Raw genomic sequence first — 25,983 nt, forward strand, 5'->3', positions numbered from 1 at the left:
CCGCTCGGCCGCCACCGTTCAGGCCAGCGCGTCGGCCAGCGGCAGCACGTCCATGCCGTGCGCCTCGGCGACCGGGCCGTAGGTGACCTGACCGGCGTGGGTGTTCAGGCCCAGGGCCAGCGCCGGGTCGTTGCGCAGCGCCTCGCGCCAGCCCTGGTTGGCCAGCTCCAGGGCGTACGGCAGGGTGACGTTGGTCAGCGCGTAGGTGCTGGTGTTCGGCACCGCGCCGGGCATGTTCGCGACGCAGTAGAAGATCGACTCGTGCACCTTGTAGACCGGGTCGGCGTGCGTGGTGGGGCGCGAGTCCTCGAAGCAGCCACCCTGGTCGATGGCGATGTCGACGAGCACGCTGCCCGGCTTCATCCGGGACACCAGCTCGTTGGAGATCAGCGTCGGGGCCTTCGCGCCGGGCACCAGCACCGCGCCGATGACCAGGTCGGCGTCGAGCACGGCCCGCTCCACCTCGTACGCGTTGGACGCGACGGTCTGCAGGTGGCCCCGGTAGATCGCGTCGGCCTGCCGCAGCCGGGCGACGTTCTTGTCCAGCAGCAGCACCTCGGACTGCAGGCCCAGCGCGATGGCGGCGGCGTTCATGCCGGAGACGCCGGCGCCGATGACGACGGTCTTGGCCGCGTACACGCCGGAGACACCGCCGGGCAGCACACCGCGCCCACCGCCGGTGCGCATCATGTAGAAGGCGCCCACCTGCGGGGCGAGCCGGCCGGCGACCTCGGACATCGGGGCGAGCAACGGCAGCGACCGGTCGGGCAGCTCGACGGTCTCGTACGCGATGCCGGTGACCTTGCGGTCGATCAGCGCGTCGGTGCACTCCTTGGAGGCGGCCAGGTGCAGGTAGGTGAAGAGCACCTGCCCCTCGCGCATCCGGTGGTACTCCTCGGCGATCGGCTCCTTGACCTTGAGCACCAGCTCGGCGGTCTCCCAGACCTCGTCGGCGGTGGCGAGGATCTTCGCGCCGGCGGCGGCGAACTCCTCGTCGGTGATGCTGGAGCCAACCCCGGCGCCGGACTCGACGAAGACCTGGTGGCCGCTGCGGGTGAACTCGTTGACGCCCGCTGGCGTGATCGCCACGCGGTACTCGTGGTTCTTGACCTCGCGTGGGATTCCGACCTTCACGATGCAGACACCTCTCTTCGGGGCTGCTCTCCCCCGACTGCTCGGTGCCGCGGCGGCCCCTTTGCCACCGCGGTACACCGGTCCCGCGGCGGCAGTCTAGGCGCGCCCGACGCCGCCGAGAGCCAGCACAGTGGCATCCGGTGCGCGGGTGTCCTGACGAAGTGTCAGGGCACCGCCCGGATCGAGCGGTCGAGCGTCACCTCAGCCGACAGGACAGTGTTCCACCATTATCGTCCCATCTGCCGGGTGGCGGTGCGGACAGCCGGCGAGTGGATCACTAAGGTGTCCCGCCATGACCACTCCTCCTTATCAGCCCGGCTACCCCCAGCCGGGGTACCCCCAGGGCGTTTCCGACAAGAGCAAGATCGTCGCGGGCGTCCTCGGCATCCTGCTCGGCTTCTTCGGGGCCGGCCGGTTCTACATCGGTGACGTCAAGACCGGCGTGCTGCAGCTCGTCGTGAGCGTGGTGACCTGCGGCGTCGGCAGCATCTGGGGCCTCATCGACGGCATCCTCATCCTGGTCAACGGCGGCACGGACGCGCAGGGTCGTCCGCTGCGCGACTGACGGACCGGACAGCGACAAGGGGCCCCGCGGTCAGCCGCGGGGCCCCTTTCGCGCGTACTCCCCCGCCGGCTGGACCGGCGGGGGACGCCTCAGCGTGGCAGCGGCGCTTCCGCCCGACGCAGCAGCGTGAAGCCGGTGTCCCGGGCGCGGGCGGCGGCCAGCAGCCCGGCCACGGCGGCGGCGTTGGTGACCTCACCGGCCAGGACCATGGCGACCGCCTCGTCCAGGTCGATCCGGACGACCTGGAGGTCGGCCTCCTCGTCGTGGCGCTCGTGCCGCTCGTCGGCCGGCACGTCGGCGAGGTCCCGGGCCAGGAACACCCGGACGATCTCGTTGGTGAACCCCGGCGAGCTGTGCAGGTCGACCAGCACGTCGACCCGCCCGGCGGTCAGGTCGGCCTCCTCGGCCAGCTCCCGCAGCGCCGCCGCCGGCAACTCCTCGCCGGAGACGTCCATCAGACCGGCCGGCAGCTCCCACAGGTGCCGCCCGACCGGGTGCCGGTACTGGCGGATCAGCACCACCTGGCCGGCGTCGTCGAGCGCCACCACGGCCACCGCCCCGACGTGCCGGACCAGGTCCCGCAGCGCCGTCCCACCGCCCGGCATGCTCACCTCGTCGGTGACCACGTCGAAGATGCGCCCCTGGTACCGCTCCTGCCGGGACCGCACCTCGTAGCGGTGCTCAAGCCCGCTCACGCCGCCGCCCCGCTGCGCGCGGCGCCGGCGTGCCGCACCCGGCTGAGCCTGCTGGTTCGCTCGCTGCGCCCGCTCATGACGGGGACGCCGCCTTCGTCGCGGCGCCGTTGCGGGCGGCCTTGCGCGTCGTCGGAGCCTCCGCCGCCGCGTCCAGGTCCACCGGCAGCTGGTCGGCCTGCGAGTACGCCACAGCGGCCTTGACGAACGAGGCGAACAGCGGGTGCGGGCGGGTCGGGCGGCTCTTCAACTCGGGGTGCGCCTGGGTGGCCACGAAGAACGGGTGCAGGCCGCGGTCCAGCTCGATGAACTCGACCAGCCGGCCGTCCGGGGAGGTGCCGGAGATGTGCAGGCCCGCCTTGGTCAGCGCGTCCCGGTAGGCGTTGTTCACCTCGTACCGGTGCCGGTGCCGCTCGCTGATCTCGGTGCTGCCGTACGCCTCGGCGACGATCGAACCCTCGGTCAGCGTCGCCGGGTACGCGCCCAGCCGCATGGTGCCGCCCAGGTCACCCCGGCCGGCGACGATGTCCTCCTGGTCGGCCATCGTGGCGATGACCGGGTGGGTCGCCTGCTCGTCGAACTCCACCGAGTTGGCGCCGTCCAGACCGGCCAGGTGCCGGGCCACCTCGATGGTCATGCACTGCAGACCGAGGCAGAGGCCGAGCAGCGGGATGCCTGCCTCCCGGGCGTACCGGGCGGTGCCGATCTTGCCCTCGATGCCGCGGACGCCGAAGCCGCCCGGGATGAGGATGCCGTCCACGCCGGCCAGGGCCGCCGCCGCGCCGGCCGGGGTGACGCACTCGTCGCTGGGCACCCACTTGATCTGCACCCTCGACCGGTTACCGAACCCGGCCGCCCGGATCGCCTCACTCACCGACAGGTACGCGTCGGGCAGGTCGACGTACTTGCCGACCACCGCGACGGTGACCGTGTGCCGGGGGCGGTGCACCCGCTCCAGCAGGTCGTCCCAGCTGGTCCAGTCCACGTCCCGGAAGGACAGGCCGAGCCGGCGCACCACGTACGCGTCGAGCCCCTCCCGGTGCAGCACCTTCGGGATGTCGTAGATGCTCGGTGCGTCCGGGGCGGCGACGACCGCCTCGGCGTCCACGTCGCAGTACAGCGACAGCTTCTCCTTGAGCTTCACCGGGATCTCCCGGTCGCAGCGGAGCACGATCGCGTCCGGTTGGATACCGATGTTGCGCAGCTGCGCCACCGAGTGCTGGGTCGGCTTGGTCTTCAGCTCGCCCGACGGCGCCAGGTACGGCACCAGCGAGACGTGCAGGTAGAAGCAGTTGTCGCGGCCCAGGTCGTGGCGGACCTGGCGGATCGCCTCCAGGAACGGCAGCGACTCGATGTCGCCGACGGTGCCGCCGACCTCGGTGATCACCACATCGGGGAGCTGGCCGTCCTCGTCCGGGTCACCCATCCCCACGATCCGGGACTTGATCTCGTTGGTGATGTGCGGGATGACCTGGACGGTGTCGCCCAGGTACTCGCCGCGGCGCTCCTTGGCGATCACGTCGGAGTAGATCTGGCCGGTGGTGACGTTCGCCTTGCCGGACAGCGCCCGGTCGAGGAAGCGCTCGTAGTGCCCGACGTCGAGGTCGGTCTCGGCGCCGTCCTCGGTGACGAAGACCTCACCGTGCTGGAACGGGTTCATCGTCCCCGGGTCGACGTTCAGGTAGGGGTCGAGCTTCTGCATCACCACGCGCAGCCCGCGCGCGGTCAGCAGGTTGCCGAGGCTGGAGGCGGTGAGGCCCTTACCCAGCGAGGAGGCGACGCCCCCGGTGACGAAAATGTGCCTGGTCGTCCGTGCTGATGGGGCCAAGGCCTGCTCCCGTGTCGTCTGTCGCGGTCATGCAGACCGCCGTGCTTGATCAGCAAAGTGATCACGCGATCCACGGGATTCGACGGTAACACCTCCCGGGCGGGTACCCGCAGGCCGCACCCCGGCTGCGACACCTGCGGGGCATCCGGACGAGGCCCGGCGCTCAGGACGCGGCAACCTCCGTCGATGAGCGGGAGACCTGCCGGGGCGGCACGGGCACCGGCGGCGTGCCGTCCGGCGTCGACCCGCTCGCGGTCGGCCCGGCCGGGTCGTCGGCGTCCCCACCGTGCTCCCCCGGAGCGTCCGAGCCCGCTCGGGTGACGGTCGCCGGCGTGCCCGTCGGCGGGTCGCCGATCGGCGCGGGGTGCGCGGCACCCAGGGGTCCGCCACCGCCGGTCGGGCCGTCGCCCCCGTCGACCGGGCCCACCCCACCCGGCCCCGACTCGTCCTCGGCGCCGTTGGCCCGGGAACGGGCCGGTGCCGGGCGGGTCCGGTCCGCGGCGTGCCCGAGCACCCGCAGCGACGCCAGGGCCGCCATCGGCACCACCAGGGCGGCGGCAGCACCCATCACATCCAGTGCCGCGCCGTCGAGCACCCCACCGAGCACCGCGGCGACCACAGTGCCGGCCAGCGCCGCCCGGACCGCCGGGTAGATGCCGAACAGCCGCATCAGCCCACCCCACGGCTGCAACAGGGCGAACCACACCAACAACCCGCCGGCCAGCGCCAGCACCGTCAGCGGGCTGTTGACCAACGTCTCGAAGTTCTCCGTGCTGGACCGGTGCACGGCGAACCCGCCGGTGCCGTCGCCGAGCGCGGAGAGGAACCGGCCCAGGCTGCCCCGCTCCCCCGCCGGACGCCGCAGGTCCACCACGGCGAACCCGATACCGACCGCCAGCGCGGCCATGGTGGCCCAGGCCAACCGGCTGATCGTCAACCAGCCGCCGGCGCTGATCACGGCGGCGACGCTCACCCCGGCCGTGAGCGCGATCGCGCCGACCGGGTCGGCACCCAGGTACGGACTGCCGACCACCACCACGGCGAGACCACCCACCGCGACCATCACCGCCGGCCGCCAACCCCGGTGCACCCGTTGAGCGAGCCAGCCGCCGGTGACCAACGCGCCGGCGAGGAACACCCCCAGCCCCACGGTGCTCAGCCCGGCGTAGCGGCCACCCTGCAACGCCGAGTAGCCGACCACGCCGTTGAGCTGGAGTCGAGCCCCGGTGAGCACGTCCAGCCCGACCACGAGCGTGGTGAGGCCGGCCACCGCGCCGACCGGCCCGAGGGTGTTCGCGTACCCGGGGGCGAACCGCACCGCCGCGGTGCCGGCGGCCACCAGCAACGCCGTCACCCCGGCGAAGATCCACCCGGGGTGCTCGCCGCGCCACCAGGGCACCGCGTCGGCCAGCAGCGCCGCCGGCACCGTCAACGCCGCGGCGACCAGCAGCAGCTCGACCACCGCCACGATCCGTCCGGAGACGGGCGTCGGACCGGCCGGGCCGGCATGCGGACGGGCCCGGCGCAGCAGCGGCAGGATCGCGAGCGCCAGCAGCACCTGCACCCCGGCGAGCAGCGCGAAGAACCCACCGGAGACCGCACGCTGGGCGGCGGCCTCCCGGTCGGCGTTCGCCGGCGCGGCGATGGCCTCGGCCAGGTCGGTCGGACGGTCACCGGTGCTGATCGCCGGGCGGCCGAGGAAGAGCCGCTCCGGCATCGGCCGGCCCAACGCGGCGAGGGCGGTCGGCGCGAGGTCGACAAGTTGCAGGTACCCGTCGCGGCCGGTGCTGGCCGAGGTGAGCCACCCCCGCTCCCAGCCCGGCCCGTCGGCGACCGCCACGTGCAGCCGCGACGGCTGGGTGGTGTCGGAGATCCCGGCGACCAGCACCAACGACCGTGGGGGTCGCGCCGCCAGCACCCGGGCCAGCTCGGCGTCCGCCGCACGGGCCTCAGCGGCGCGGGTCGCCGGGTCGGCTCCCCCGACCGTGCCGAGGTCGACGATGCTCAGCACACAGGAGCCGAGCAGCGGCCGCGGATCGGCCGGCAGCGCCGACGCGTACCGGTCGACGCGGCCGAACGGTCGGGCGGCGGCCACTGCCGCGCCCGGGCCCACCGCGACGGAACACCGCACCGACTCCGACAACGAGCCGGGCAGCGCCCCCCAGGGCAACCGCTGCTGGTTGTACTGGACCACGCTCTCCTGGTCGGGCAGGTTCGCGCCGATGCCGTCCGGTTGTTCCACCGTCACCGCCGCCGCCGGGCAACCACCGGCCGCCCGGCTGCCGTTCCACGCGGCGAAGCTGCCCGCGCCCACCGTCAGCCAGCCGTCCACCGGACAGGTGGGCCGGTGGGCGGAGCGCACCGACAGGGAGCCGATCGACCCGTCCTGGGCCATCCGCCACAACGTCGGGGTGCGCTGCGGATCCACGTCCTCCCAGCGCAGCCCGGCGATCCCGGCGAGCACCACGAAGTCGGCGGTGCGTTGCGGGGTGCCCTGGGGTGGGCGGGCGGCGAGCGCGGTGACGCCCAACGCCACCACGAGCACTGTCAACAGGGCGGGGGCGATTCGGCGCAGCATCACCGGTGTCCCGTTCTCGGGGCGTCGGAGCCCGGGGCGGCCGTCGGGCCACCCGGACTCCCGGCCAGCTCGGCGTAGAGGGCGACGAGCGTGGCGACGGTGTCCGCCTCGGTCGGCCACGTCGCCGCCCGTTCGACGCCGCGCCGGCTCAACTCCGCCCGCGCCGCCGGGTCGTCCAGCAACGCGCGTACAGCCGCGTCGACAGCGTCCACGTCACCGGCGGGGACCAGCGTGGCGGCGTCACCGACCAGATCCGGCAGCCCACCGACCGCCGTGGCCACCAGCGGAACACCGGCGCGCAGCGCCTCCTGGGCGAAGAGCTGCCGCGCCTCCCAGTCGCTGGTCACCACCGCCAGGTCCGCGCCGGCGAGCAGGTCGGCCACGTCGGTACGGTGCCCCAGCAGGGTCACCGGCGCGCGGGCGGCGGAGGTCCGTGCCGCGAGCGGCAGGTAGGCCGGCCCGCTGCCCGCGATCACCACGACCGGCGGCGGGGTACGGGTACGCCAGCGGGCCGCCGCGTCGATCAGCACGTCGTAGCGTTTCTGCGGGTGCAGTCGACCGACCGAGACGATCAGCGGCTGGTCCGGGCGGACCCCGAACTCGGCGCGTACCGCCGCCGGGCGTCGACGCGGCGCGGGCAACGTCGGCGCCGCGACCGGGGCGAGCCGGGCGTCCGCGGCGCCCACCTCGGCGGCCCGTCGCACCAGGTCCATGGAAGCGCCGAGCGCCACCCGCACGCCCCGGGCCACCACCCGTTCGACGAGCCGGGACACCCCGCCGCGCAGTCCCCCGGCGAGCACCGCGTTGTGCCAGGTGACGACCAGCGGGGCGGTGGGGCGGGCCAGCACGGCGACCAACCCGGCCCGCAGGCCGTGCGCGTGCACCACGTCGACGCTGGCGGCGGCGAGCACCCTACGCAGGGCGAGCACCGCCCGGGCGTCGGCCGGAGTCGGACTGGCCGGGATCTCCACCGGCGCGAAACGCGCACCGACACCGGTGAAGTCGAACTGCTCCTGAGTCGCCGCGGGCCCGCAGACCAGCACGCTGGTGCCGCCCGCGACGAGGCCACCGGCCACCGAGCGGACGTGCTGGCCGACGCCACCGGTGCTCGACGCGAGCACCAACGCGACGGTGCCCGACCAGCCGGTAGGCAGAGCTGGCTCAGTCATCGCGTCGCCGTCTCCTTCCCGTCGCCCCGCTCCGCGGCGTCCGCGCCCGGTGTCGGCGCACCGCCGGACGGCCCCCGCCGGCCCAGACGCCGCAGCACCCCGGCGAGCAGTGGCTGTACGTCCCGCCGGTCGACGAACCAGACCACGGCGAGGAACACAACCCCAACCAGAACCCCGGACAGCATGCCCTGACCGAACGCCGCCGCGATCGTCGGGGTGCCGCCGTCCGACGGGGCGAGCCAACCGGTGAGGCCCCACCCGGCGAGCCCGGCGAGCACACCGCCGAGGCCACCGGCCGCCCCGGCCCGCCCCGCGCCGGCGAGGGCGCGACGGCCGGCGCCGCGCAGCACCGCCAGGAGCAGCAGGGCACCGAGCACCAGCATCCCCACCGAGTTCGCCGACGTCACCGCGAGCACCCGGTCGGCGGTGGGGAGCAGTGCCGTCAACGGCAGCGCCACCGCCGGAACGACCAGCCAGCCGAGTGTGATCGCCACGGTCGCCGGCCGGGTGTCGCCGCGCGCGTACAGCGCGCGGGACAGGATCGCGAACACGCCGTAGCCGAGCAGACCCGGCGCGAATCCGATGATGGCCGCCGCCGTGGACGCCGGATTGTCCGGGTAGAAGAGGGCAGCGACCGGCCGCGCGGTACCGACCAACGCCGCGGCGCCCAGGCAGCTGAAGAGCAGCACGCCCCGCACCGCGCTGGACAGGGTCCGCCGGTAGCCGTCCTCGTCACCGGCGGCGCTGGCGGTGGCCAGGGTGGGGTACGACGCCACCGCCAGCGGCACGGCGAGCACCGCCCACGGCAACAGGTAGATCGCCTGGGCCAGGTTGAACACCTGCGGGGAGCCGGTGGGGCCGCCGGAGACCCGGTTCAGCACCACCAGCAGCGCCACCTGCTGCGCGGCCACCGTCACCGCGCCGGCCGTGGCGAGTCCGCCGATCCGCGCCCGGGCGTCATCGGTGAAGGCGTACCCGAACCGGGGCCGTAGCCGCAGCCCCCGCAGCGGGATCAGCAGCGAGAGCGACAGCACCACCACGCCCAGCGTGGTGCCGCCGGACAGGAGCAGTTCGCCACTGCGGCCGACCTGGGCGACCGACACCCCCCGCCCCTGGGCGGCGCCGAAGGCCACGTAGACGACGACCACGGTGAGGCTGGACAGCAACGGCGCGATGACCGGCCAGGCGAAACGTCGGTGCGCCTGCAGGACGCCGGTGAGCACGATGCCGATCCCGTACAGCGGCAGCTGCGGGGCGAACACGCGCAACATCCGGGCGCCGGCGGCGAGTTCCGCCGCCGATCGTCCCTCGCTGATGAGCGAGATGATCGGGTCGGCGAACACGGCGACGAGCACGGCGAGGGGAACCAGCAGGCTCACCGTCCAGGTGAGCAGGGCGCCGGTGGTCGCCGCCACCGCCCGCCGGTCCTGCGCCGCGACCGCCCCGGCCAGCAGCGGCACGACCAGGCTGGCCAACGCCCCACCCGCGACGATCTCGAAGACGATGTTCGGCACCGTGTTCGCGATGACGTACATGCCGCCGAGGTCGCTCTGCTCGACCACCCAGGTGAACACGGCGGTACGGCCGAAGCCGGCGAGTCGGCTGGCGACGGTGAGGACGGCGATGAGCGCGGCTGCCCCGGCCAGCCGGCCGGCGCCGGCGAGGGGTGCCGGTCTGTTCACGTCAGTCGGCGCGTCGGCCCAGTGCGTCGAGTTCGCGGAGCCCCGGGGTCCGCTGGATCACCGCCGTGAAGCTGACCTTCTCACTGGCGGCGGTCAGCCCGGCCAGGACGGCGAGCAGACCGGCGCGGCCCAGTGGACCGGTGCGGGCGGCGAGCGCGACGCCGAGCAGCGCCCCGAGCGCGTTGGCGCCGCTGTCGCCGAGCATCACGTCCTCGGCCAGGTCGTCGCGGAGCAGGCCGGCGGCGGCGCCGGCCGCACCGGCGGCGATCCCACCCTGCGGGCCGCCGGTGAGCGGCGCGGCGAGCAGCAGCCCGGACTTGATCGCCCGACCCGGTCGTAGGTCGAGCAGGTTCAGCAGGTTGGCCGTGCCGGCGATCACGCCGGCCCCGAGCAGCACGTCGACCCCCCGGCCGAACGCCCGGTGCCGCTGCCGGCGCGGGTGCGCGGCGACCCGGGGGTCGGCGGCGAGCAGCGCGGCGGCGCCCAGCCCGGCGGCGCCCACCCCGACGACCTTGACCAGACCGGCGGTGATGCGTCCCTCACGCAGCGCGGCGAGGTGCCCGGCGAAACCCTTGGCGGCCTTCTGCTCCGGGCGCGCGCCGACCACGTCGTCGTAGAGCCCGACGCCGCCCGCACCGAGCCCGGCGACCAGTGCGGCACCACCGGCGGCACCGCCGGTGGCACCGAACGCGCCGGCGGCGGCAGCGCCGGCGGCGAGCGCCGGGCCGGCGGCCAGGCTGACCGTGCGGCCGCGGAAGTTGGTGCGCTCCAACGCGGGCCCGGCCGGTGAGGTACGCGCCTCACGCAGCGCGTAGCGGGCCGCCGCGGCACCTGCGGCGGCGATCAACAGCCGACCCAGCGCGCTCACGCCGCCACCTCGCTCGCTCGGTCACGCGCCGCCTGGTCGGATCCGGACACGGGGGTACGTCGTTCGCTCACTGGGGCAGTCTAGGCAGCAGCGACGGGGCGTTGTCGCCGACGCCGTACTGTCCAGCCTTCTTCTCGGTGAGTTGCTCCACCAGGGCGAGGGTGGTCACCACCTGCCCCTGCACCGTGTTGGCGTTGTCGACCGTGGAGATGGTCTGGGTGAGCACCGGGTCGCCGCGCACCACGCCGACCAGGTTGCCCCCGACGGAACCGTTGCCGGCCACCACTATCGACCCGGTGCGGTCGAACTGCTCGGCGATCTTGACGACCGACTCGTCCCGCTTGTCGGAGTCCTTGTCGACGTACGGCTGGCCGCTGACCACGACGACGGCCTCCGCCGAGGCGGTGACCTTGTTGCTGTCGGTGGTCAGGTAACCGGCGTTGTTGTACGCGGCGAGCACCGCCCGCCGGTCGGCGTCACTGACCGGCGCGACGCCCTGGGCCCGGTCCAGCAGGACGCTGGCCAGCAGCGCGCTGGAGGTCTCCACGCCGTGCCCGTTGCCCGGCAGGCCGGTGGTCTGCGCGGTCGGTCGGGCCGCGGTGACCGCCAACTCCAGCAGGTTGGAGTTGTTGTCCGGGTTGATGAACTTGTCCTGCAGGTCGACCTGACCGGTGATGGTGGCCCCGGCCTGCTGGAGCTTCTTGAGCACGCCCTCGGTGTGGTCACGGCCGTTGGGCAGGCTGAGCACCACCACCCGCCGCCCGGTGAGGGTGCCGGGCAGGACGACCTGGGAGATCTCCTCGGCGAACTCCTCCTCCAGGGCGAGTTGCTTCTCCATGTTGCTGACCGTCTGGCGCCAGTGTTGGTTGTCCTTGCGCAGCCCGGTGACCTGCCCCTCGAGCGAGTCGGCGACCGGGCCGTTGAGGGCGGCCGTGCCGACCACCAGGCCGATCGCCAGAGCCAGGAAGACCGCGGTGAGGGACACCACGTGGTAGCGGAAGTTGATCACGCTTGCAGCCTCTTGATCGGTCGGGAACTAGAAGAGCCGGTACAGCTGGAACACGAAATTGTCCCACCACTCGGCGACCACGCCCAGGTACGCCTTCCCGACTGTCGACACGGCCACCGCGGACGCCATCGCCGCGATCGCCGACAGCACCAGCAGCAGCAGCGACGAGCCGGAGATGCTCTGCCGGTAGAGCCGGCTCACCCCCTTGGCGTCGACCAGCTTGCCGCCGACCTTCAGCCGGGTCAGGAACGTCGAGGCCATCCCGCCTCGACCCTTGTCCAGGAACTCGACAAGTGTCGCGTGGGTGCCGACCGCTACGAGCAGCGAGGCGCCCTTCTCGTCGGCGAGCAGCATGGCCAGGTCCTCGCTGGTCGCCGCGGCCGGGAAGGTGATCGCCGGCACACCGAGGCCGTTGACCCGGGGCAGGCCGGGCGCCCGCCCGTCCGGGTACGCGTGCACGATCACCTCGGCGCCGCAGCGCAGCACGTCGTCGGTGACCGAATCCATGTCGCCGATGATCATGTCGGGGGTGTAGCCGGCCTCGACGAGCGCGTCCGCGCCACCGTCGACGCCGATCAGCACCGGCTTGAACTCCCGGATGTACGGGCGCAGCACGTCCAGGTCGGCCTTGTAGTCGTAGCCGCGCACCACGATCAGGCAGTGGCGACCCTGGATCTGGGTCTCGATGTCGGGCACCCCGACACCGTCGAGCAGCAGGTCGCGCTCCTGGCGCAGGTAGTCCATCGTGTTGGCGGCGAACGCCTCCAACTGCACCGACAGACCCTCCCGGGCGTCAGCCATCGCCTTGGCGACCGTCTCGGCGTCCTGCAGGCTGCCGTGGGCCACCGGTTCGTCACCGGCGAAGACCGTGTTGCCCTCGATGCGCACCTGGTCGCCCTCGCGGATCCGCTCGAAGACGCCCTCACCCAGGTCGTCGAGGAGTGGAATGCCGGCGGCGACCAGCACCTCCGGGCCGAGGTTCGGGTAACGGCCGGAGACCGACGGCTTGGCGTTGAGCACCGCCGCGACCCCGACGGCGACCAGCGAATCGGCCGCCACCCGGTCCAGGTCGACGTGGTCGATGACCGCGATGTCACCGGGTCGCAGCCGACCGACCAGGCGTTTCGTCCGGCGATCAAGGCGCGCGGTGCCGAGGACTCTGCCCGGTTCGGAGTTCCGGTTCCGGCGCAACGTGGGTAGACGCATCGTGACCATCCTGGCATGTGAGGCAGGCTTTTCTGTCGCGACATGCCTGAGCAGGGCCGCCTACCCAGGGAAGCACACACCGGCACAAGCCGGTGTGCTTGCGCTCACAATACGCGGCGTCACAACCGCCTTTCCTTGGCGGCCACCGCCAGCAACTCCTCGGCGTGGGCGATACCCAGATCCGAATCGGGCAAACCCGCCAACATGCGCGCCAACTCCCGGGCCCGCTCGGTGTCCTCCACCACCCGCACCCCGCTCGTCGTCACCGCGCCGCCGGTGTCCTTCGCCACCACCAGGTGCCGATCGGCGAACGCGGCCACCTGCGGCAGGTGCGTGACCACCAGCACCTGGTGGCTGCGGGCCAGCCGCGCCAACCGGCGGCCGATCTCCACCGCCGCCTGACCGCCGACCCCCGCGTCGACCTCGTCGAAGACCAGTGTGGGCGGGCCGCCCGAGCCGGCGAACACGACCTCGATGGCGAGCATCACCCGGGACAGCTCACCGCCGGAGGCGCCGCGTTGCAACGGCAGCGACGGCGCGCCCGGATGGGCCAGCAACCGCAGCTCCACCTCGTCACCGCCGTCCGGTGTGACACCCACCTCGACGCCGTTGACCGCCAACGTCGGCTCCGCGCGACCGGCCGGACGGGGCAGCACCGCCACCTCGATCCGCGCGTGCGGCATGGCCAGCCCGGCAAGCTCGACGGTGACCTGGTCGGCGAAGCGGATCGCCGCCTCCTGCCGGGAGGCGGACACCCGGCCGGCGAGGTCGGCCACCTCGACGGCGAGCCGCTGACCCTCCCGCTCCAACTCGTCCAACACGTCGTCGGACATGTCCAGGTCGGACAGTCGGGTGCGCGCCCGGTCAGCCCAGGCGATCACCCCGTCCACGTCGTCGGCGTACTTACGGGTCAACGCGCGCAGCGCCGCCCGCCGCTCGTAGACGTGCTGCAACCGGGCCGGGTCCGCGTCCAGCGTCGCCAGGTACGTCGACAGCTCCGCGGACACGTCGGTGACCAGGGTGGCCGCCTCCTCCAGGCGGGCCGCCAGCTCACCGAGCGCCGGATCGGTGCCGGACTGCGCCTCCAGGGTCCGCCGGGCGGTGCCCAGCAGTGCCGCCGCGTCCGGGGTCTCGTCGGTGGCCTCCGCGCCACCGGCCACGCACTGCTGGGCGATCTGCGCGGCCGTCCGCAGGCCCTCGGCGTGCTCCAGCCGCTGCGCCTCGGTCTTCAGCTCGTCGTCCTCGCCGGGCTGCGGATCGACCCGGGTGATCTCGTCGAGGCCCAGCCGCAGCAGGTCGGCCTCCTGGTTGCGCTCACGGGCGTTGCGCCGCCGGTCGGCCAGGTCGTCGACCACCCGACGCCACCCCGTGTACGCCTCCCGCAGCGCGTCGAGCAGCTTCTCGTGCGCGGGGCCGGCGAACCGGTCCAGTGCGGCCCGCTGCTCGGCCGGGCGCAGCAGCCGCAACTGGTCGGACTGACCGTGCACGGCCACCGCCTGCTCGCCGACCTCACCGAGCATCGACACCGGCATGCTCCGGCCGCCGACGTGGGCGCGCGAGCGCCCCTCCACCGTGACCGTGCGACTCAGCAGCACCGTGCCGTCCTCGTCGGGCTCGCCACCGGCCTCGGTGATCCGCGCGTGCACGGCGTCGGCGACCCGCCCGTGCAGCCGCAACCGCCCCTCCACCACCGCCCGGCCTGGTTGGGCGCGGACCCGCCCGGCGTCGGCCCGGCCGCCGAAGAGCAGGCCGAGGCCGGTCACCACCATCGTCTTGCCCGCACCGGTCTCGCCGGTGATGACGTTCATGCCGCCGGTCAACGGCAGCGTGGTGTCCTCGATGACGCCCAGCCCGGTGATGCGCAGCTCTTCCAGCACAGCCACCGACAGTAGACGCGAGGCCCGACACTTGACCAGCCGACGGGCCCGGGCACGGCCCGCACCCGGCCGACGTACAGTTCTGCCCCGTGTTGGACGTGATCGGCCTGACCCCGGCTGAGGAGGAGCTCTACCGCTGCCTGCTCCAGCTCACCACGGCCCGCATCGACGAGTTGGTCCATCGCCTGCACCGCCCCCGTGAGCAGGTCGTCGCCCAGGTCGAGGCGCTGCGCGGCAAGGGCCTCGTGCAGCCCACCGACAACGACCCGGACGCCCCGCTGCGCCCGACCGCCCCGGACGTCGCCCTCGGCGGGACGCTGCTGCGCCGCCAGGAGGACCTGGAGGCGGCCCGCCGGCTGGTCACCCAACTGGCCGAGGAGTACCGCTCCGGGCTGCGCCGACACCACGTCGACCACCTCGTGGAGGTGATCACCGGTGGCCGGGTCCTCCGGGACCGCCTGCGTGACCTGCAGAACTCGGCGCGTACCGAGGTGCTCTGGTTCTGCCGGGCCAATCCCCTGGCCATGGCCGGCCCGGAGAACGTCGAGGAGTTCGACGCGCTGGCCCGTGGAGTGAGCTACCGGGCCATCTACGAGCGTGACCTGCTGCTGGAGCCGGGCGCGTTGGCCGACCTGGCCAAGGGCGTCGCCGCCGGCGAGCAGGCCCGCGTCCTGGACCGGCTGCCGGTCCGACTGGCCATCGTGGACGCCCGCACCGCCATCTGCCCGCTGGTGCCCGACCGTGCCGGCGGCGAACCGAGCGCCGCCGTGATCGGGCGCAGTCAACTGCTCGACGCCCTGCTCGCCCTCTTCGAGAGTCACTGGCGGGTGGCCACCCGGCTGCGGCTCGACGACCCGCTCGCCGTCGCGGCCCCCGAGGGTCGACGGCCGGAGCCCGAGTGCCATCCGGGCGACGGTTACCAGCCCGACGCCGACGAGGCGCGGCTGCTGTCGCTGTTCGTGGCGGGCGTACCGGACAAGTCCATCGCCTCCCAGCTCGGGGTGAGCCGACGGACCGTGCAACGGCGCATCGCCGACCTGATGGCCGCCGCCGGCGTGGACACCCGGCCCGGGTTGGCGTTCCAGGTCGCCCGCCGCGGCTGGCTCTGACGCCGCGAGGGCCCGCCGTCGACCCCGACGGCGGACCCTCGCCGACCGGGCGGGACGGCCAGGCCGCCCCGCCCACGCCGCGTCAGCGCAGCCCGTACGCCTGGAGCACGGTCTGGTCGACGGTGTTCCCGGCCCGGTCGGCGGCGTGCACCCGTAGCGACACCGTTCCGCGCCCCGCCGGCACTGTCGCGGTGTACCGGGTGCCCGACCCCTTCGTCGGCGCGTTGCGCCAGGTGACGCCCCCGTCGAAGGAGACCTGCACCCGGACGCTGGTGCCGCTCGGCGCCGGCACCCCGGCCGGCTGCCGCAGGGTCAGCCCCACCTGGTGTGAGCGGTTGCCGCGGACCGTGCCGGACAGGTCGGCCGGCACCCGGTAGTCCACCTGCAGCAGCGACAACGGCGTGGCGGCGTCGCCCGCCGGTCGGGCCGAGGTGAACTCCCAGGCGGTGTCGGTCCGCGTGCCGTAGCGCCACTCGTCCGAGGACCGCTGCGTCGTCAGGTCCAGTCGGTAGCGGGCCGACTTCGCGGTGGTGGGCACCGGCGCCCACCCGCCGGAGAGGTCGGCGATCTGCTGCCCGTCGCGGCTGACCCGGATCGCGACAGTGTCCGACTCGTCGCTGCCGCCGGCCTCCCTGAAGTTCCCGTCGGCGTCGACGAACTCGGCCACCCGCAGGTTCAAGGTGTCCCCGGTACGGGTCGGTACCGGGACACCGCCGCCGGCCGGCACGGCCGGTCGGATCACCGGAGCGTGCCAGGTCTCGGCGACCCGGTCGTCGGCGGCGTACTGCCGGGGCTGCTGGGTGAGCCCGCCGAGCAGCCGCCCCCAGGACCAGGTGACCTTGTGCAGGACCTGGTGCTGCCACCAGTTGTCCCCGGCGCTGACGAACTCCTGGCGGGTGGTGCCGGTACGCACCGGGCGCTGGTCGTCGTTCCAGGAGGTCTCCTGCCACGGACGCCAGCCGAACCGCTGCTCGCTGGCCCACGGCGTACCGCCGACGTCGCCGTAGCTGGCGGTCACCTCGGCCGTGTTCTTCCCGGTGACCGTGTGCGTGATCCGCTCCGGCACGCGCCCCTTCGACACCTGCCACACGTCGTACAGGTACGGGCTGTCCACCGTCAACGTCAGGTCCAGCGTCGCCCGGCCCTTCCTGGCCGCCGCGATCAGCCGCTGCCCGTCGTCGTTGGCCACCACCATCGACGGGACCGGCAGCCGTTCCCCGAGCGGCTGCCACACCGTCCACGCGCTGAAGTCCGCCGGCCGGACGATCAGCACCACGGCAGCGCCGGCGGCGGCCGCCGCCGCGATCTGCTCCTCCTCCGAGGCGTCCGGGCTGCTGGTGAGCAGCGCCGCGGCGCCGCGTACCCGGGTCAGCTCGGCGGGGGTGCCGGTGCCGGCCCAGACCAGCGGCAGCTTGCGTCGGTCGGCCGGCGCCGGCGAGTAGCCCAGCAGGTTGATGTCCAGCGGACCGGACACCCCGCTGATCTTCGCGTCCACCATCGGAGCGACCAGTTGCCAGCGGGACGCGAACTCGAACTCGCCCTGACGGACCGGGCGGGTCGGCGTGACGTTGACCTGCTGGATGGTGCTGTAGGTCATCACCCCGTGGTCGACCTGCCGGCCGTTGCCGAAGACCCGGTGCTCGTAGAAGCTGATCGTCGACCGCTGCTCGGTGGGCTTCGGCGTCTCGATCCGTACCGGGGTGCCCTTGCGCGGGTCGAGCACGACGGTGAGGTCCCGGTCGACCAGCAGCTCCGGGTCGGTGACCAGGGTGATCTGCTCGTCCAGTGGGGCACCGTGCTCGATCAACGCCTCGACCAGGTAGGGGCCCTCCTCGACCTGGAGTTGCACCTCGCCGCCGACCCAGCCGAGCCAGTCGGATTCGGGCTGCTCACCGAAGAGGGTGAGCACCGACGCGAGGCCCGGCTGACCCTTCATGTCCAGCGCCTTCACGGTGACGGTGTGCAGCGGGCCGCTGAGGGTCAGCGCGACGGCGGTACGCACCGCGACGCCGTCCGCGCCGGTGGCCACCAGCCACCCGCCGTGCACCCCGCGGTCCAGCTTCGCCGGGTCCGCCCGCAGCGGCACGGCGACGCTGCCGCCGGCCGGCACCGTCACCTCGGTGCCGCCGACCGCCACCCCGTCGGTCTCGGCCGCGCGGGTGTCCAGGTTGCGCAGCTCCAGGGCCAACCGCAGGGTCTGCGGGATGGTGCCGCCGTTGGTGTACGTCACAGTCCGCTCGACCGTCGCGCCACCGGTGCTGAGCCGACCGAAGTCGGCGGTGGCGGAGGAGTACACCCGCTGGCCGAGCGCGCGGGCCACGTCGACCCGGCCGGCGCCCTGCTCGAAGACGGTCAACGCCGGGTTCGCCTTCGTGGTGCTGACCAGCGCGTCCTTGAGCTTCACGGCGGACCAGTCGGGGTGTTCCTGGGCGAGGATCGCCGCCGCTCCGGCCACGTGCGGGGTGGCCATCGAGGTGCCCGACGCGGTCGTGTAGGCGTCGTCCACCGGCGTACCCATGGCGGTTCCGGCGGCCCGGGCGGCGATGATGCCGACACCCGGCGCGGTGATCTCGGGCTTGAGGCCGTTGTCGCCGAGGCGCGGGCCCCGGCTGGAGAACTCCGCCAGGTTGTCGGCGCGGTCCACCGCGCCGACGGTGAGCGCCGCCGAGGCCGCGCCGGGCGCGCCGACGGTACGCGCGGCACCCGAGTTGCCGGCGGCGACCACGAAGAGCGCGCCGGTCTCGGCGGTCAGGTCGTTCACCGCCTGGCTCATCGGGTCGGTGCCGTCGGTCGGGTCGCCGCCGAGGCTCATGCTGACCACCTTCGCGCCGGAGTGGGCGGCCCACTCCATGCCCGCGATGATGGACGAGCTGTAGCCGGAGCCCGCGTCGTCGAGCACCTTGCCGACCAGCAACCGCGCGCCCGGGGCGACGCCCTTGCGTCGCCCGTCGGACGCCGCCCCGCTGCCGGCGATGGTGGCGGCCACGTGGGTGCCGTGACCGTGCCCGTCGCGGGCGCTGCCACTGTCGGAGAAGTCCTGCGCCTCGGCGATCCGACCGGCCAGGTCGGGGTGGGTGGCGTCAACGCCGGTGTCGAGCACCGCCACCGTCACGCCGGCACCGTCGCGGCCGGCGGCCCAGGCGGCCGGGGCGCCGATCTGCGGAACGCTGTGCTCCAGCGTCGGGCGGACCTTCCCGTCCAGCCAGATCCGGGCGACACCCGCGCCGAGCCGGGCGGGTGAGCCGGCGGTGACCCGCTGCCCGGGCGCGCCGCGCAGCGACGTCCACAGACCGCCGAGCTCGCCCTTGCCGACCCGCATCGCGGCGCCGTTGATGCTCCCCAGGGGACGCGCGCCGATGGCGCCGGCCAGCGGCCTGACCCGTCCGGCGGCCGGCTCCTGGTAGCGCACGATCAGCGGCAACGTGGCCTGCGCGGCGTCGCCGTACCCGTCGGCCGCCAACTCCTGGACGTCGAACAGGTCGGGGTCGAGCACCCCGGCGGAGAGGTACGGCACGACGTCGCTGGGCAGCACCCGCAACCCGCCGTCGGCCTCGACGGTCTGGAAGGTGATCCGGTTGCGCCCCGGGCCGGGGTGGACGGTGGCGGCGACCCGACCGGGTGCCGCCTGGACCAGATCGACCTGATCGCCGGTGATCAGGGTGATGCGGACGGGTGCGTGCTGGGCGGGCGTGCCCGACGTCGGGCCGGTGGGCCGGGCGGGCGGGTCGGCGGACGCCGGTGCGGCGACGCCGACCACCAACGCGCCGACCGCGCCGACGGCGAGCCAGCGGGGGGACCAGTGCATGCGATGCGCTCCTCTACTCCTCCAGGCCCACCATCCGTAGATGAGGGCCGATCGGAGTCTGCGACGGCGCGCGTCACCAGGTCACTAGTCGCCAGCCGCCGCAGCGGCGACATGTCGTCAGGTGGACACCGCACATCCACCGACAGTGTGTGCCGCGGTCACCGGCGGCTGCCGCGCCACCCGTGCACGGGGAGGTCGAACTTGGCCACCAGCCGGTCGGTGAACGGGCGGGGGCGCAGCCGCACGATGCGCACCGGCAGGGCGCCGCGGCGCACCGTCACCCGGGCGCCGGGTGGCAGGTCGTAGACCCGCCGGCCGTCGCAGGAGAGCACGGCGAGGGTGGTGAACGGGTCCACGGTGATCACGAAGGTGGACGTCGGGGCCGTGACCAACGGGCGGCTGAACAACGCGTGCGCGCTGATCGGCACCAGCAGCAGCGCCTCCACCTCCGGCCAGACCACCGGACCGCCACCGGAGAACGCGTACGCGGTGGAGCCGGTTGGGGTGGCGCAGACGACACCGTCGCAGCCGTAGCGGGACAGCGGCCGGCCGTCCACGTCGACGAGCAGCTCCAGCATCTGGGCACGCTCGCCCTTCTCGATGCTGATCTCGTTGAGCGCCCACGACTCGATGGTCGGCCCGCCGTCGAACTCGGCGGTGACGTCCAGGGTCAGCCGCTCGTCGACGGTGTAGTTGCGGCCGACGACGTCCCGGACGGCGGTGTCCAGGTCGTCGATCTCCGCCTCCGCCAGGAAGCCCACCTTGCCGAGGTTGATGCCGAGCAACGGCGCCTTCGCCGGCCGGGCCAGCTCGGCGGCGCGCAGGAAGGTGCCGTCCCCACCGAGCGCGAAGACGATCTCGGCGCCCTCGGCGGCCTGCGGGCCGCCGACCGGCACCACGCCGGGCAGGTCGAGGTCCTCGGCCTCATCGGCGACCACCCGTACCTCGAAACCCGCGTCGATCAGGTCGGCGGCGACCGACCGGGCGTGCTCGGTGCTGCGCCGACGACCGGTGTGGGTCACCAGCAGCGCGGTCCGGCTCATCGGGTCGCCCGCCCATCCTGGACCGGGCGGCACCGCGACACCGTCGCCCCGCCACAACCGCGTGTCGTCGCGGTGCCCTCGCTGCGCGCGTTCACCCTGCGACCTCCTCCGCCGCACCGTCCGGCACGTCGCCGGTCGTCGTCGGGCCGTCCGGCCCGGCCGCCACCACGGCCCGCACCCGCTGCGGGTCGGCCGGTGGTGCGCCCCGGCGCAACCATACGAAGAACTCCACGTTGCCGCTCGGCCCGGGCAGCGGGCTGGCCGCCACATCCGCCAGGCCGAGGCCGAGCCGCGCGGCCGCCGCGGCCACATCCAGCACCGCTTCGGCGCGCAGCTCCGGATCGCGGACCACACCGCCGGCGCCGACCCGCTCCTTGCCGACCTCGAACTGCGGCTTGACCATCAACGCCAGGTCACCGTCGTCGCGGGTGCAGCCGGCCAACGCCGGCAGCACCAACCGCAGCGAGATGAACGACAGGTCGGCCACCGTGAGATCGACCTGACCGCCGATGGTGTCCGCGTCGAGGGTACGAACGTTGGTGCGCTCCAGAACGCGGACCCGCTCGTTCGTGCGCAGCGGCCAGGCGAGCTGCCCGTACCCGACGTCCACCGCCACCACCTCGGCCGCGTCGGCGCGCAGCAGCACGTCGGTGAACCCGCCGGTCGACGCGCCCGCGTCCAGGCAGCGCCGCCCGGCGACCCGCAACCCTCCGGGGGCGAACGCGGCCAGCGCCCCGGCGAGCTTGTGCCCGCCCCGGGAGACGTACTCCTCGGCGGGGTCCGCACCGGTCACCAGGAGCGGATCGGCGGGGTCGACCATCGCGGCCGCCTTGCGGGCGACCACGCCCCGCAGTTGGACCCGGCCGGCCTCGACCAACGCGGCGGCCTGCTCACGGGAGCGGGCCAGACCGCGCCGGACGAGTTCGGCGTCCAGCCGGTTACGACGTGCCATGGGTGGTTCTCCGGTCTGCTCAGGCCTGGTCGTCCCGCTCAGGTCTGGTCGATGGTGGCGAGGGTTTCCCGCAGCGTCTCGTAGGCCGCCTCGTACTGGGCGATCTGGTCGGCGGGGGCGAGCGTCGCCGCGTTCGCCAGGGACTGCACGGCGGCGTCCACCGCCGGGTGTCGCGTGTCGTCGTCGTCCCCGAACTCCGGCGGCGGCCCAGGGCGGGCGCCCGCCGGTGGGCCGGGCCGGGCCGGGAAGGAGCTGCCCGCCGGCGGGCCGGGGCGGGCCGGGAAAGACCCGCCGGGCGGTGGGCCGGGCCGGGTCATTCGGCGTCGTCCGGCCGCTGCTTGCGGACCGCCTTCTTGGCGGGCATCGCCGCCGGCGTCGGAACGTCCTCGTCGGCGGTCCGGCTGACCGTCGCCGGCGGCTTCTTCGCGATGGCCTTCTTGGCGACCGCCTTCTTCGCCACCGCCTTCTTCGCCACCGGCGCGGAGACCGGCGCACCGGCCGGGGCGTCGGACGGCACGAGGCCGGTGCCGGGCCGCGCGGCGGCAGTCGGGTCGGGTGCTGCCGCCGGGCCGACGGTCGACGCGTCGACGGACCGCGCCTCCCGCAGTTGCCGCTCCAGGTCGTGCACCCGTCGGGTCAGCTCGGCCACCTCGTCGGCGGTGGCCAGACCGACCGCACCGAGGGCCCGGTCGACCTCGAAGCGGACCAGCTTGGTCAACGCCTCCCGGTTGGCGGCGCTGGTGGTGAGCAGTTCCTCGCCGAGGGCCTGGAGTTGGGCGGCGGTCGCGCCGCCGGAGCCGACGAGGCGACGTGCCACGTCCTGGGCCTTCTTCCGGGGCGCCTCCGTCAGGCCCATGGCCAGCTCGAGGTAGGCGCGCCACGCGTCCTGCATGCCTGAGTCCTTCCACGGGGCGGGGTGTGCAGGTGTCACGCTACCGGGCACCCCGGACCGGTCCGTGCGGTACGGTGCCGAGGACGGCGTGGCGATCAGCGAGGGGGAGATGTGGCCAGCGTGGACGAGTGCCGCCAGGCGTTGCAGGAGCTGGCCGCCCGGTTGGACCGCAACGCCGAGACGGTACGCGAACGGATCGACCTGGACCGGACGCTGGCCTGCCGGATCACCGACCTGGACACCGCGTTTCACGGCCGGATCACCGGTGGCCGGCTGGTCGAGCTGACCGACGGCGACGACCCCAAGGCCAAGATCGCGCTGAGCACGTCCAGCGACGACCTGCTCGCCCTGGTCCGCGGCGACCTGGACGTCACCAACGCGGTGACCTCCCGCCGGGTGTCGATCAAAGCCAACCCGTTCGACCTGCTGAAGCTGCGCAAGCTGCTCTGAACTGTTGCCGTCACTCGGCAGCGGTCAGACCGAAGCTCTCCATCGCCTGGGCCGCGTCCGGGCCCACCGGACGGATCTTCGGCAGCGCCGGCACCGGCGCCGACCAGGCCACCGCGCAGAGCGCCGCCAGGGCGTCCAGCTGTCGACCGGTCCCCGCCAGCTCCAGCGTGCCGTCCCGGTCGGTCACTGACCAGCCGCCGGCGTCCGCCGGGCCCGGGACCCGCACGGCGGCAGCCGGGTCGAACAGCCCCGCCAGGTCCCTCGCGACGTACGTGGGACGCCGCTGCGGCTCGGCGGCCAGCAGATCCGGTACGCCGTGCACGCCGGTGAGCACGAGCAGGCTGTCCAAACCCGCCCGACAGGCGCCCTCGATGTCGGTGTCCAGCCGGTCACCCACCACCAGGCTCCGCCCACCGCCACTGCGGCGAGCGGCGGTCTCGAACAGCGCCGGCTCCGGCTTGCCGACCACCACGTCGGGGTCCCGCTCCAGCGCCGTCCGCAGCACGGCGACCAGCGAACCGTTGCCCGGCAACGGACCCCGCCCACTGGGCAGGGTCCGATCGGTGTTGGTGGCGATCCAGATGGCACCCGCCCGCACCGCGATCGACGCTTCGGCCAACTCGGCCCAGCCGACCTGCGGGCCGTACCCCTGCACCACCGCCGCCGGCTTCTCGTCGGCCTGGGTGACCGGGGTCAGACCGACCGCGCGCAGTTCCGCGCGCAGCGCCTCCGCGCCGACCACCAGCACCGACGCGCCGGCGGGCAGCCGGTCACGCAGCAACTCGGCCGAGGCCGCGGCGGAGGTGAGGACCTCCTCCGGCCGGGCCGCCACACCCATTCCGGTCAGCAGGTCCGCGACCTCGCTGGAGCGGCGGGACGCGTTGTTGGTCGCGTACGCCACCGCCCGTCCCTCGGCGTGCAGCCGGGCCACCGCCTCGACGGCGCCGGGGATCGGCCGGTCGATCAGGTAGATCACGCCATCCAGATCGAAGACGACCAGGGTGTACCCGTCGACCAGCCGTTCCCCCACGCCCGCGCTCACCGCCGCGTCGACCCTGACTCGTCGCCCTCGGCCGGCACGGTCCCGGCGGCGTTCGCCGTGTCCCCGTCCGCTGTGTCCCCGTCCGCGTCGCCGGACGTCACACCGCTGTCGCCAGCGGTGCCCGCGTCGGCGTTGCCGCTTCCGCTCGGGTGACGGTCCTCGTCCTCGTCGTCGAAGTCCTCGTCGTCGCCGGGACGGCTGACAGCGGCGTCGTCCTCGTCGTCGTCGAAGTCCGCGTCGTCCTCGTCGTCGTCGTCTTCGTCGTCGTCCTGGTCGTCGTCGTCTTCGTCGTCGTCCTGGTCGTCGTCGTCGTCCTGGTCGTCGTCGTCGTCTTCGTCGTCACCGGTCAGGTCGGCGTCGGGTCGGGCCGGCACCGCGCCGGGAGCCCCCGGGCCCGCGGCGATCTCCTCGGCGGCCTCGTCCTCGTCGTCACCCTCGATGACCACACCGTCGAGTTCGAGCAGCCGCTCGGCGGCGTCGGTCTCGCCCTCGGTGTCCACGTCAGCGGCGCGGGAGAACCACTCGCGGGCCTCGTCGCGCCGACCCACCGCGAGCAGCGCGTCGGCGTACGCGTACCGCAGCCGGGCCGTCCACGGCACGGTGGCCTCGCTGGTGAGGTCCGGGACCTGGAGCATCGCGACCGCGGCGTCCTTCTGCCCGAGGTCGCCCCGTGCCCCAGCGGCGACGATCAACAGTTCGATCGCCACGGCCTGGTCCAGCTTCTCCCGGTCCGCGCCCCGGAACAGGTCGATGGCCCGCTCCGGCCGGCCGAGAGCCCGCTCGCAGTCCGCGAGCACGGCCAGGTGACTCTGCAACCCGCTCATCCGGTGGTACGTGCGCAGTTCGGCGATCGCCGACTGCCACTCCCCCGCGTGGTACGCGGCCAGACCGACCGCCTCACGGACGGCGGAGATGCGCGACGCCAACCGCCGGGCGGCCAGTGCGTGCGCCAACGCCTCGGCGGGATCCTCGTCGATCAACTGCCCGGTCGCGACCAGGTGCCGGGCCACCGTCTCGGCGACCGGCTTGTTCAGCGAGAGCAACTCGGCGCGGACGTCCTTGTCGAGGTCGGTCGCGACGATGTCGTCCGGCAACGCCGGGGCCGAACTGCGCCCGCCCTCGAACGACTCGGAGCCACCCGCGCGGTCGTCCCGACGGAACTCCCCCTCGCGACGTGGCCGCTCGTCGGCCCGGGAACCGCCGGTGCGCTCTCCGCCCCGGTAGCCGCCCTCACGGTCACCGCCCCGGAACCCGCCCTCACGGCGGTCGCCGGAACGCGAGCTGTCCCGGTCGCCGCCACGGAAACCGCCTTCACGGCGGTCACCGCCACGGAACCCGCCGTCGCGGTCACCACCACGGAAGCCACCCTCGCGCGGCGGGCCGGAGCGAGTGCGGTCGCCACCCTGGTACCCGCCCTCACGGCGATCGCCGCCACGGAACCCGCCGTCGCGGTCACCACCACGGAAACCGCCTTCACGCGGCGCGCTGGAACGCGAGCTGTCCCGGTCGCCGCCACGGAAACCACCTTCACGGCGGTCGCCGCCACGGAAGCCACCCTCGCGCGGCGGGCCGGAGCGAGTGCGGTCGCCACCCTGGTACCCGCCTTCACGCGGGGCGCTGGAACGCGAGCTGTCCCGGTCGCCGCCACGACGGAAACCGCCCTCGCGGCGGTCACCGCCACGGAACCCGCCGTCGCGGTCGCCACCGCGGAAGCCGCCTTCACGCGGGGCGCTGGAACGCGAGCTGTCCCGGTCGCCGCCACGGAAGCCGCCTTCGCGGCGGTCACCGCCACGGAAGCCACCGTCACGGTCGCCGCCGCGGAAGCCACCCTCACGCGGCGGGCCGGAGCGAGTGCGGTCACCACCCTGGTACCCGCCCTCACGACGGTCACCACCACGGAAACCACCATCGCGGTCACCACCACGGAAACCGCCCTCACGGCGGTCACCACCACGGAAACCACCGTCACGGTCGCCGCCACGGAAACCACCCTCACGCGGCGGGCCGGAGCGAGTGCGGTCACCACCCTGGTACCCGCCCTCACGACGGTCACCACCACGGAAACCACCATCGCGGTCACCG

21 protein-coding genes are annotated in these 25,983 nt (G+C 73.9%); 4 read left to right on the forward strand and 17 right to left on the reverse strand.

From position 1 onward, the window contains the following. Window positions 1-18: 18 nt before the first annotated feature. Window positions 19-1,134, reverse strand: a complete 1,116-nt coding sequence (ald, locus tag AB0C03_RS28065; protein ID WP_030334880.1) for an alanine dehydrogenase — start codon at window positions 1,132-1,134, stop codon at window positions 19-21. Window positions 1,135-1,360: 226 nt separating this feature from the next. Here ald and AB0C03_RS28070 point away from each other — a divergent pair, with 226 nt between their 5' ends. Beyond that, window positions 1,361-1,699: a TM2 domain-containing protein gene (locus AB0C03_RS28070; RefSeq protein WP_051708703.1), complete on the forward strand. Its 339-nt coding sequence runs from the start codon at window positions 1,361-1,363 to the stop codon at window positions 1,697-1,699. 89 nt (window positions 1,700-1,788) lie between these two features. Here AB0C03_RS28070 and AB0C03_RS28075 read toward each other — a convergent pair whose 3' ends face one another. The 9 genes from AB0C03_RS28075 to recN form a co-directional block, all read right to left on the reverse strand. Continuing rightward, complete coding sequence (locus AB0C03_RS28075; RefSeq protein ID WP_030334884.1) at window positions 1,789-2,394, reverse strand: NUDIX domain-containing protein; 606 nt, start codon at window positions 2,392-2,394, stop codon at window positions 1,789-1,791. A 73-nt stretch (window positions 2,395-2,467) separates the two neighbouring features. Beyond that, window positions 2,468-4,219: a CTP synthase gene (gene pyrG, locus AB0C03_RS28080; protein WP_030334886.1), complete on the reverse strand. Its 1,752-nt coding sequence runs from the start codon at window positions 4,217-4,219 to the stop codon at window positions 2,468-2,470. 163 nt (window positions 4,220-4,382) lie between these two features. Continuing rightward, on the reverse strand, window positions 4,383-6,797 hold the full coding sequence (locus AB0C03_RS28085) for a hypothetical protein (RefSeq protein WP_357639938.1): 2,415 nt from the start codon (window positions 6,795-6,797) through the stop codon (window positions 4,383-4,385). Then, window positions 6,797-7,966 carry a glycosyltransferase family 4 protein gene (locus AB0C03_RS28090; protein ID WP_210864681.1) on the reverse strand — a complete coding sequence of 390 codons (1,170 nt, stop codon included), beginning with the start codon at window positions 7,964-7,966 and terminating at the stop codon, window positions 6,797-6,799. The genes AB0C03_RS28085 and AB0C03_RS28090 overlap by 1 nt, the downstream gene beginning before the upstream one ends. Next, window positions 7,963-9,648 (reverse strand): murein biosynthesis integral membrane protein MurJ, encoded by a 1,686-nt coding sequence (gene murJ / locus AB0C03_RS28095; protein WP_210864682.1) that lies wholly within the window; start codon window positions 9,646-9,648, stop codon window positions 7,963-7,965. Before murJ ends, AB0C03_RS28090 begins: the two co-directional genes overlap by 4 nt. A 1-nt stretch (window position 9,649) precedes the next feature. Further along, a complete protein-coding gene (locus tag AB0C03_RS28100) occupies window positions 9,650-10,516 on the reverse strand; it encodes a hypothetical protein (RefSeq protein WP_030334895.1) in 867 nt (288 codons plus the stop codon). 67 nt (window positions 10,517-10,583) lie between these two features. Beyond that, entirely contained in the window at window positions 10,584-11,525 is a 942-nt protein-coding gene (locus tag AB0C03_RS28105) for a copper transporter (protein ID WP_030334897.1), read from the reverse strand. A 27-nt stretch (window positions 11,526-11,552) separates the two neighbouring features. Continuing rightward, a complete protein-coding gene (steA, locus tag AB0C03_RS28110; RefSeq protein WP_030334899.1) occupies window positions 11,553-12,731 on the reverse strand; it encodes a putative cytokinetic ring protein SteA in 1,179 nt (392 codons plus the stop codon). A gap of 119 nt (window positions 12,732-12,850) precedes the next feature. After that, window positions 12,851-14,608, reverse strand: a complete 1,758-nt coding sequence (gene recN, locus AB0C03_RS28115) for a DNA repair protein RecN (protein WP_030334901.1) — start codon at window positions 14,606-14,608, stop codon at window positions 12,851-12,853. 89 nt (window positions 14,609-14,697) lie between these two features. Here recN and AB0C03_RS28120 point away from each other — a divergent pair, with 89 nt between their 5' ends. After that, window positions 14,698-15,717, forward strand: coding sequence for a helix-turn-helix domain-containing protein (locus AB0C03_RS28120; RefSeq protein ID WP_030334903.1), 1,020 nt, complete (start codon window positions 14,698-14,700; stop codon window positions 15,715-15,717). Between the two features lie 82 nt (window positions 15,718-15,799). Here AB0C03_RS28120 and AB0C03_RS28125 read toward each other — a convergent pair whose 3' ends face one another. The 5 genes from AB0C03_RS28125 to AB0C03_RS28145 form a co-directional block, all read right to left on the reverse strand. Further along, a complete protein-coding gene (locus tag AB0C03_RS28125; protein WP_357639943.1) occupies window positions 15,800-19,522 on the reverse strand; it encodes a S8 family serine peptidase in 3,723 nt (1,240 codons plus the stop codon). 158 nt (window positions 19,523-19,680) lie between these two features. Beyond that, complete coding sequence (locus AB0C03_RS28130) at window positions 19,681-20,565, reverse strand: NAD kinase (protein WP_030334907.1); 885 nt, start codon at window positions 20,563-20,565, stop codon at window positions 19,681-19,683. 91 nt (window positions 20,566-20,656) lie between these two features. Beyond that, entirely contained in the window at window positions 20,657-21,517 is an 861-nt protein-coding gene (locus tag AB0C03_RS28135) for a TlyA family RNA methyltransferase (RefSeq protein WP_357639947.1), read from the reverse strand. Between the two features lie 38 nt (window positions 21,518-21,555). Further along, the gene (locus AB0C03_RS28140; protein ID WP_357639950.1) at window positions 21,556-21,834 is read right to left on the reverse strand and encodes a hypothetical protein; all 279 of its coding nucleotides are present in this window, start codon (window positions 21,832-21,834) and stop codon (window positions 21,556-21,558) included. After that, window positions 21,831-22,409: a phasin family protein gene (locus AB0C03_RS28145; protein ID WP_210864686.1), complete on the reverse strand. Its 579-nt coding sequence runs from the start codon at window positions 22,407-22,409 to the stop codon at window positions 21,831-21,833. The genes AB0C03_RS28140 and AB0C03_RS28145 overlap by 4 nt, the downstream gene beginning before the upstream one ends. 111 nt (window positions 22,410-22,520) lie before the next feature. On the opposite strand from AB0C03_RS28145, the gene AB0C03_RS28150 reads away from it, so the two are divergent. Then, complete coding sequence (locus tag AB0C03_RS28150; RefSeq protein WP_030334914.1) at window positions 22,521-22,859, forward strand: SCP2 sterol-binding domain-containing protein; 339 nt, start codon at window positions 22,521-22,523, stop codon at window positions 22,857-22,859. Between the two features lie 10 nt (window positions 22,860-22,869). Here the strand turns inward: AB0C03_RS28150 and AB0C03_RS28155 are convergent, their stop codons facing one another. Beyond that, on the reverse strand, window positions 22,870-23,901 hold the full coding sequence (locus AB0C03_RS28155) for an HAD-IIA family hydrolase (RefSeq protein ID WP_030334916.1): 1,032 nt from the start codon (window positions 23,899-23,901) through the stop codon (window positions 22,870-22,872). After that, entirely contained in the window at window positions 23,898-24,881 is a 984-nt protein-coding gene (locus AB0C03_RS28160) for a tetratricopeptide repeat protein (RefSeq protein WP_357639955.1), read from the reverse strand. Before AB0C03_RS28160 ends, AB0C03_RS28155 begins: the two co-directional genes overlap by 4 nt. Between AB0C03_RS28160 and AB0C03_RS28165 the strand changes: the two genes are divergently transcribed. After that, on the forward strand, window positions 24,774-25,983 hold a 1,210-nt coding region (locus AB0C03_RS28165), incomplete at its 3' end, for a hypothetical protein (RefSeq protein WP_357639958.1). The two genes, AB0C03_RS28160 and AB0C03_RS28165, sit on opposite strands and share 108 nt — an antisense overlap.

It is taken from the genome of Micromonospora parva, from assembly GCF_040649675.1.
GTDB lineage: Bacteria > Actinomycetota > Actinomycetes > Mycobacteriales > Micromonosporaceae > Micromonospora > Micromonospora parva.

Coding starts and splice junctions, on each gene's coding strand:
- AB0C03_RS28085 (WP_357639938.1), bottom strand. CDS start 6,797: ATGCTGCGCCGAATCGCCCCCGCCCTGTTGACAGTGCTCGTGGTGGCG.
- AB0C03_RS28090 (WP_210864681.1), bottom strand. CDS start 7,966: ATGACTGAGCCAGCTCTGCCTACCGGCTGGTCGGGCACCGTCGCGTTG.
- steA (WP_030334899.1), bottom strand. CDS start 12,731: ATGCGTCTACCCACGTTGCGCCGGAACCGGAACTCCGAACCGGGCAGA.
- AB0C03_RS28125 (WP_357639943.1), bottom strand. CDS start 19,522: ATGCACTGGTCCCCCCGCTGGCTCGCCGTCGGCGCGGTCGGCGCGTTG.
- AB0C03_RS28130 (WP_030334907.1), bottom strand. CDS start 20,565: ATGAGCCGGACCGCGCTGCTGGTGACCCACACCGGTCGTCGGCGCAGC.
- AB0C03_RS28135 (WP_357639947.1), bottom strand. CDS start 21,517: ATGGCACGTCGTAACCGGCTGGACGCCGAACTCGTCCGGCGCGGTCTG.
- AB0C03_RS28140 (WP_357639950.1), bottom strand. CDS start 21,834: ATGACCCGGCCCGGCCCACCGCCCGGCGGGTCTTTCCCGGCCCGCCCC.
- AB0C03_RS28145 (WP_210864686.1), bottom strand. CDS start 22,409: ATGCAGGACGCGTGGCGCGCCTACCTCGAGCTGGCCATGGGCCTGACG.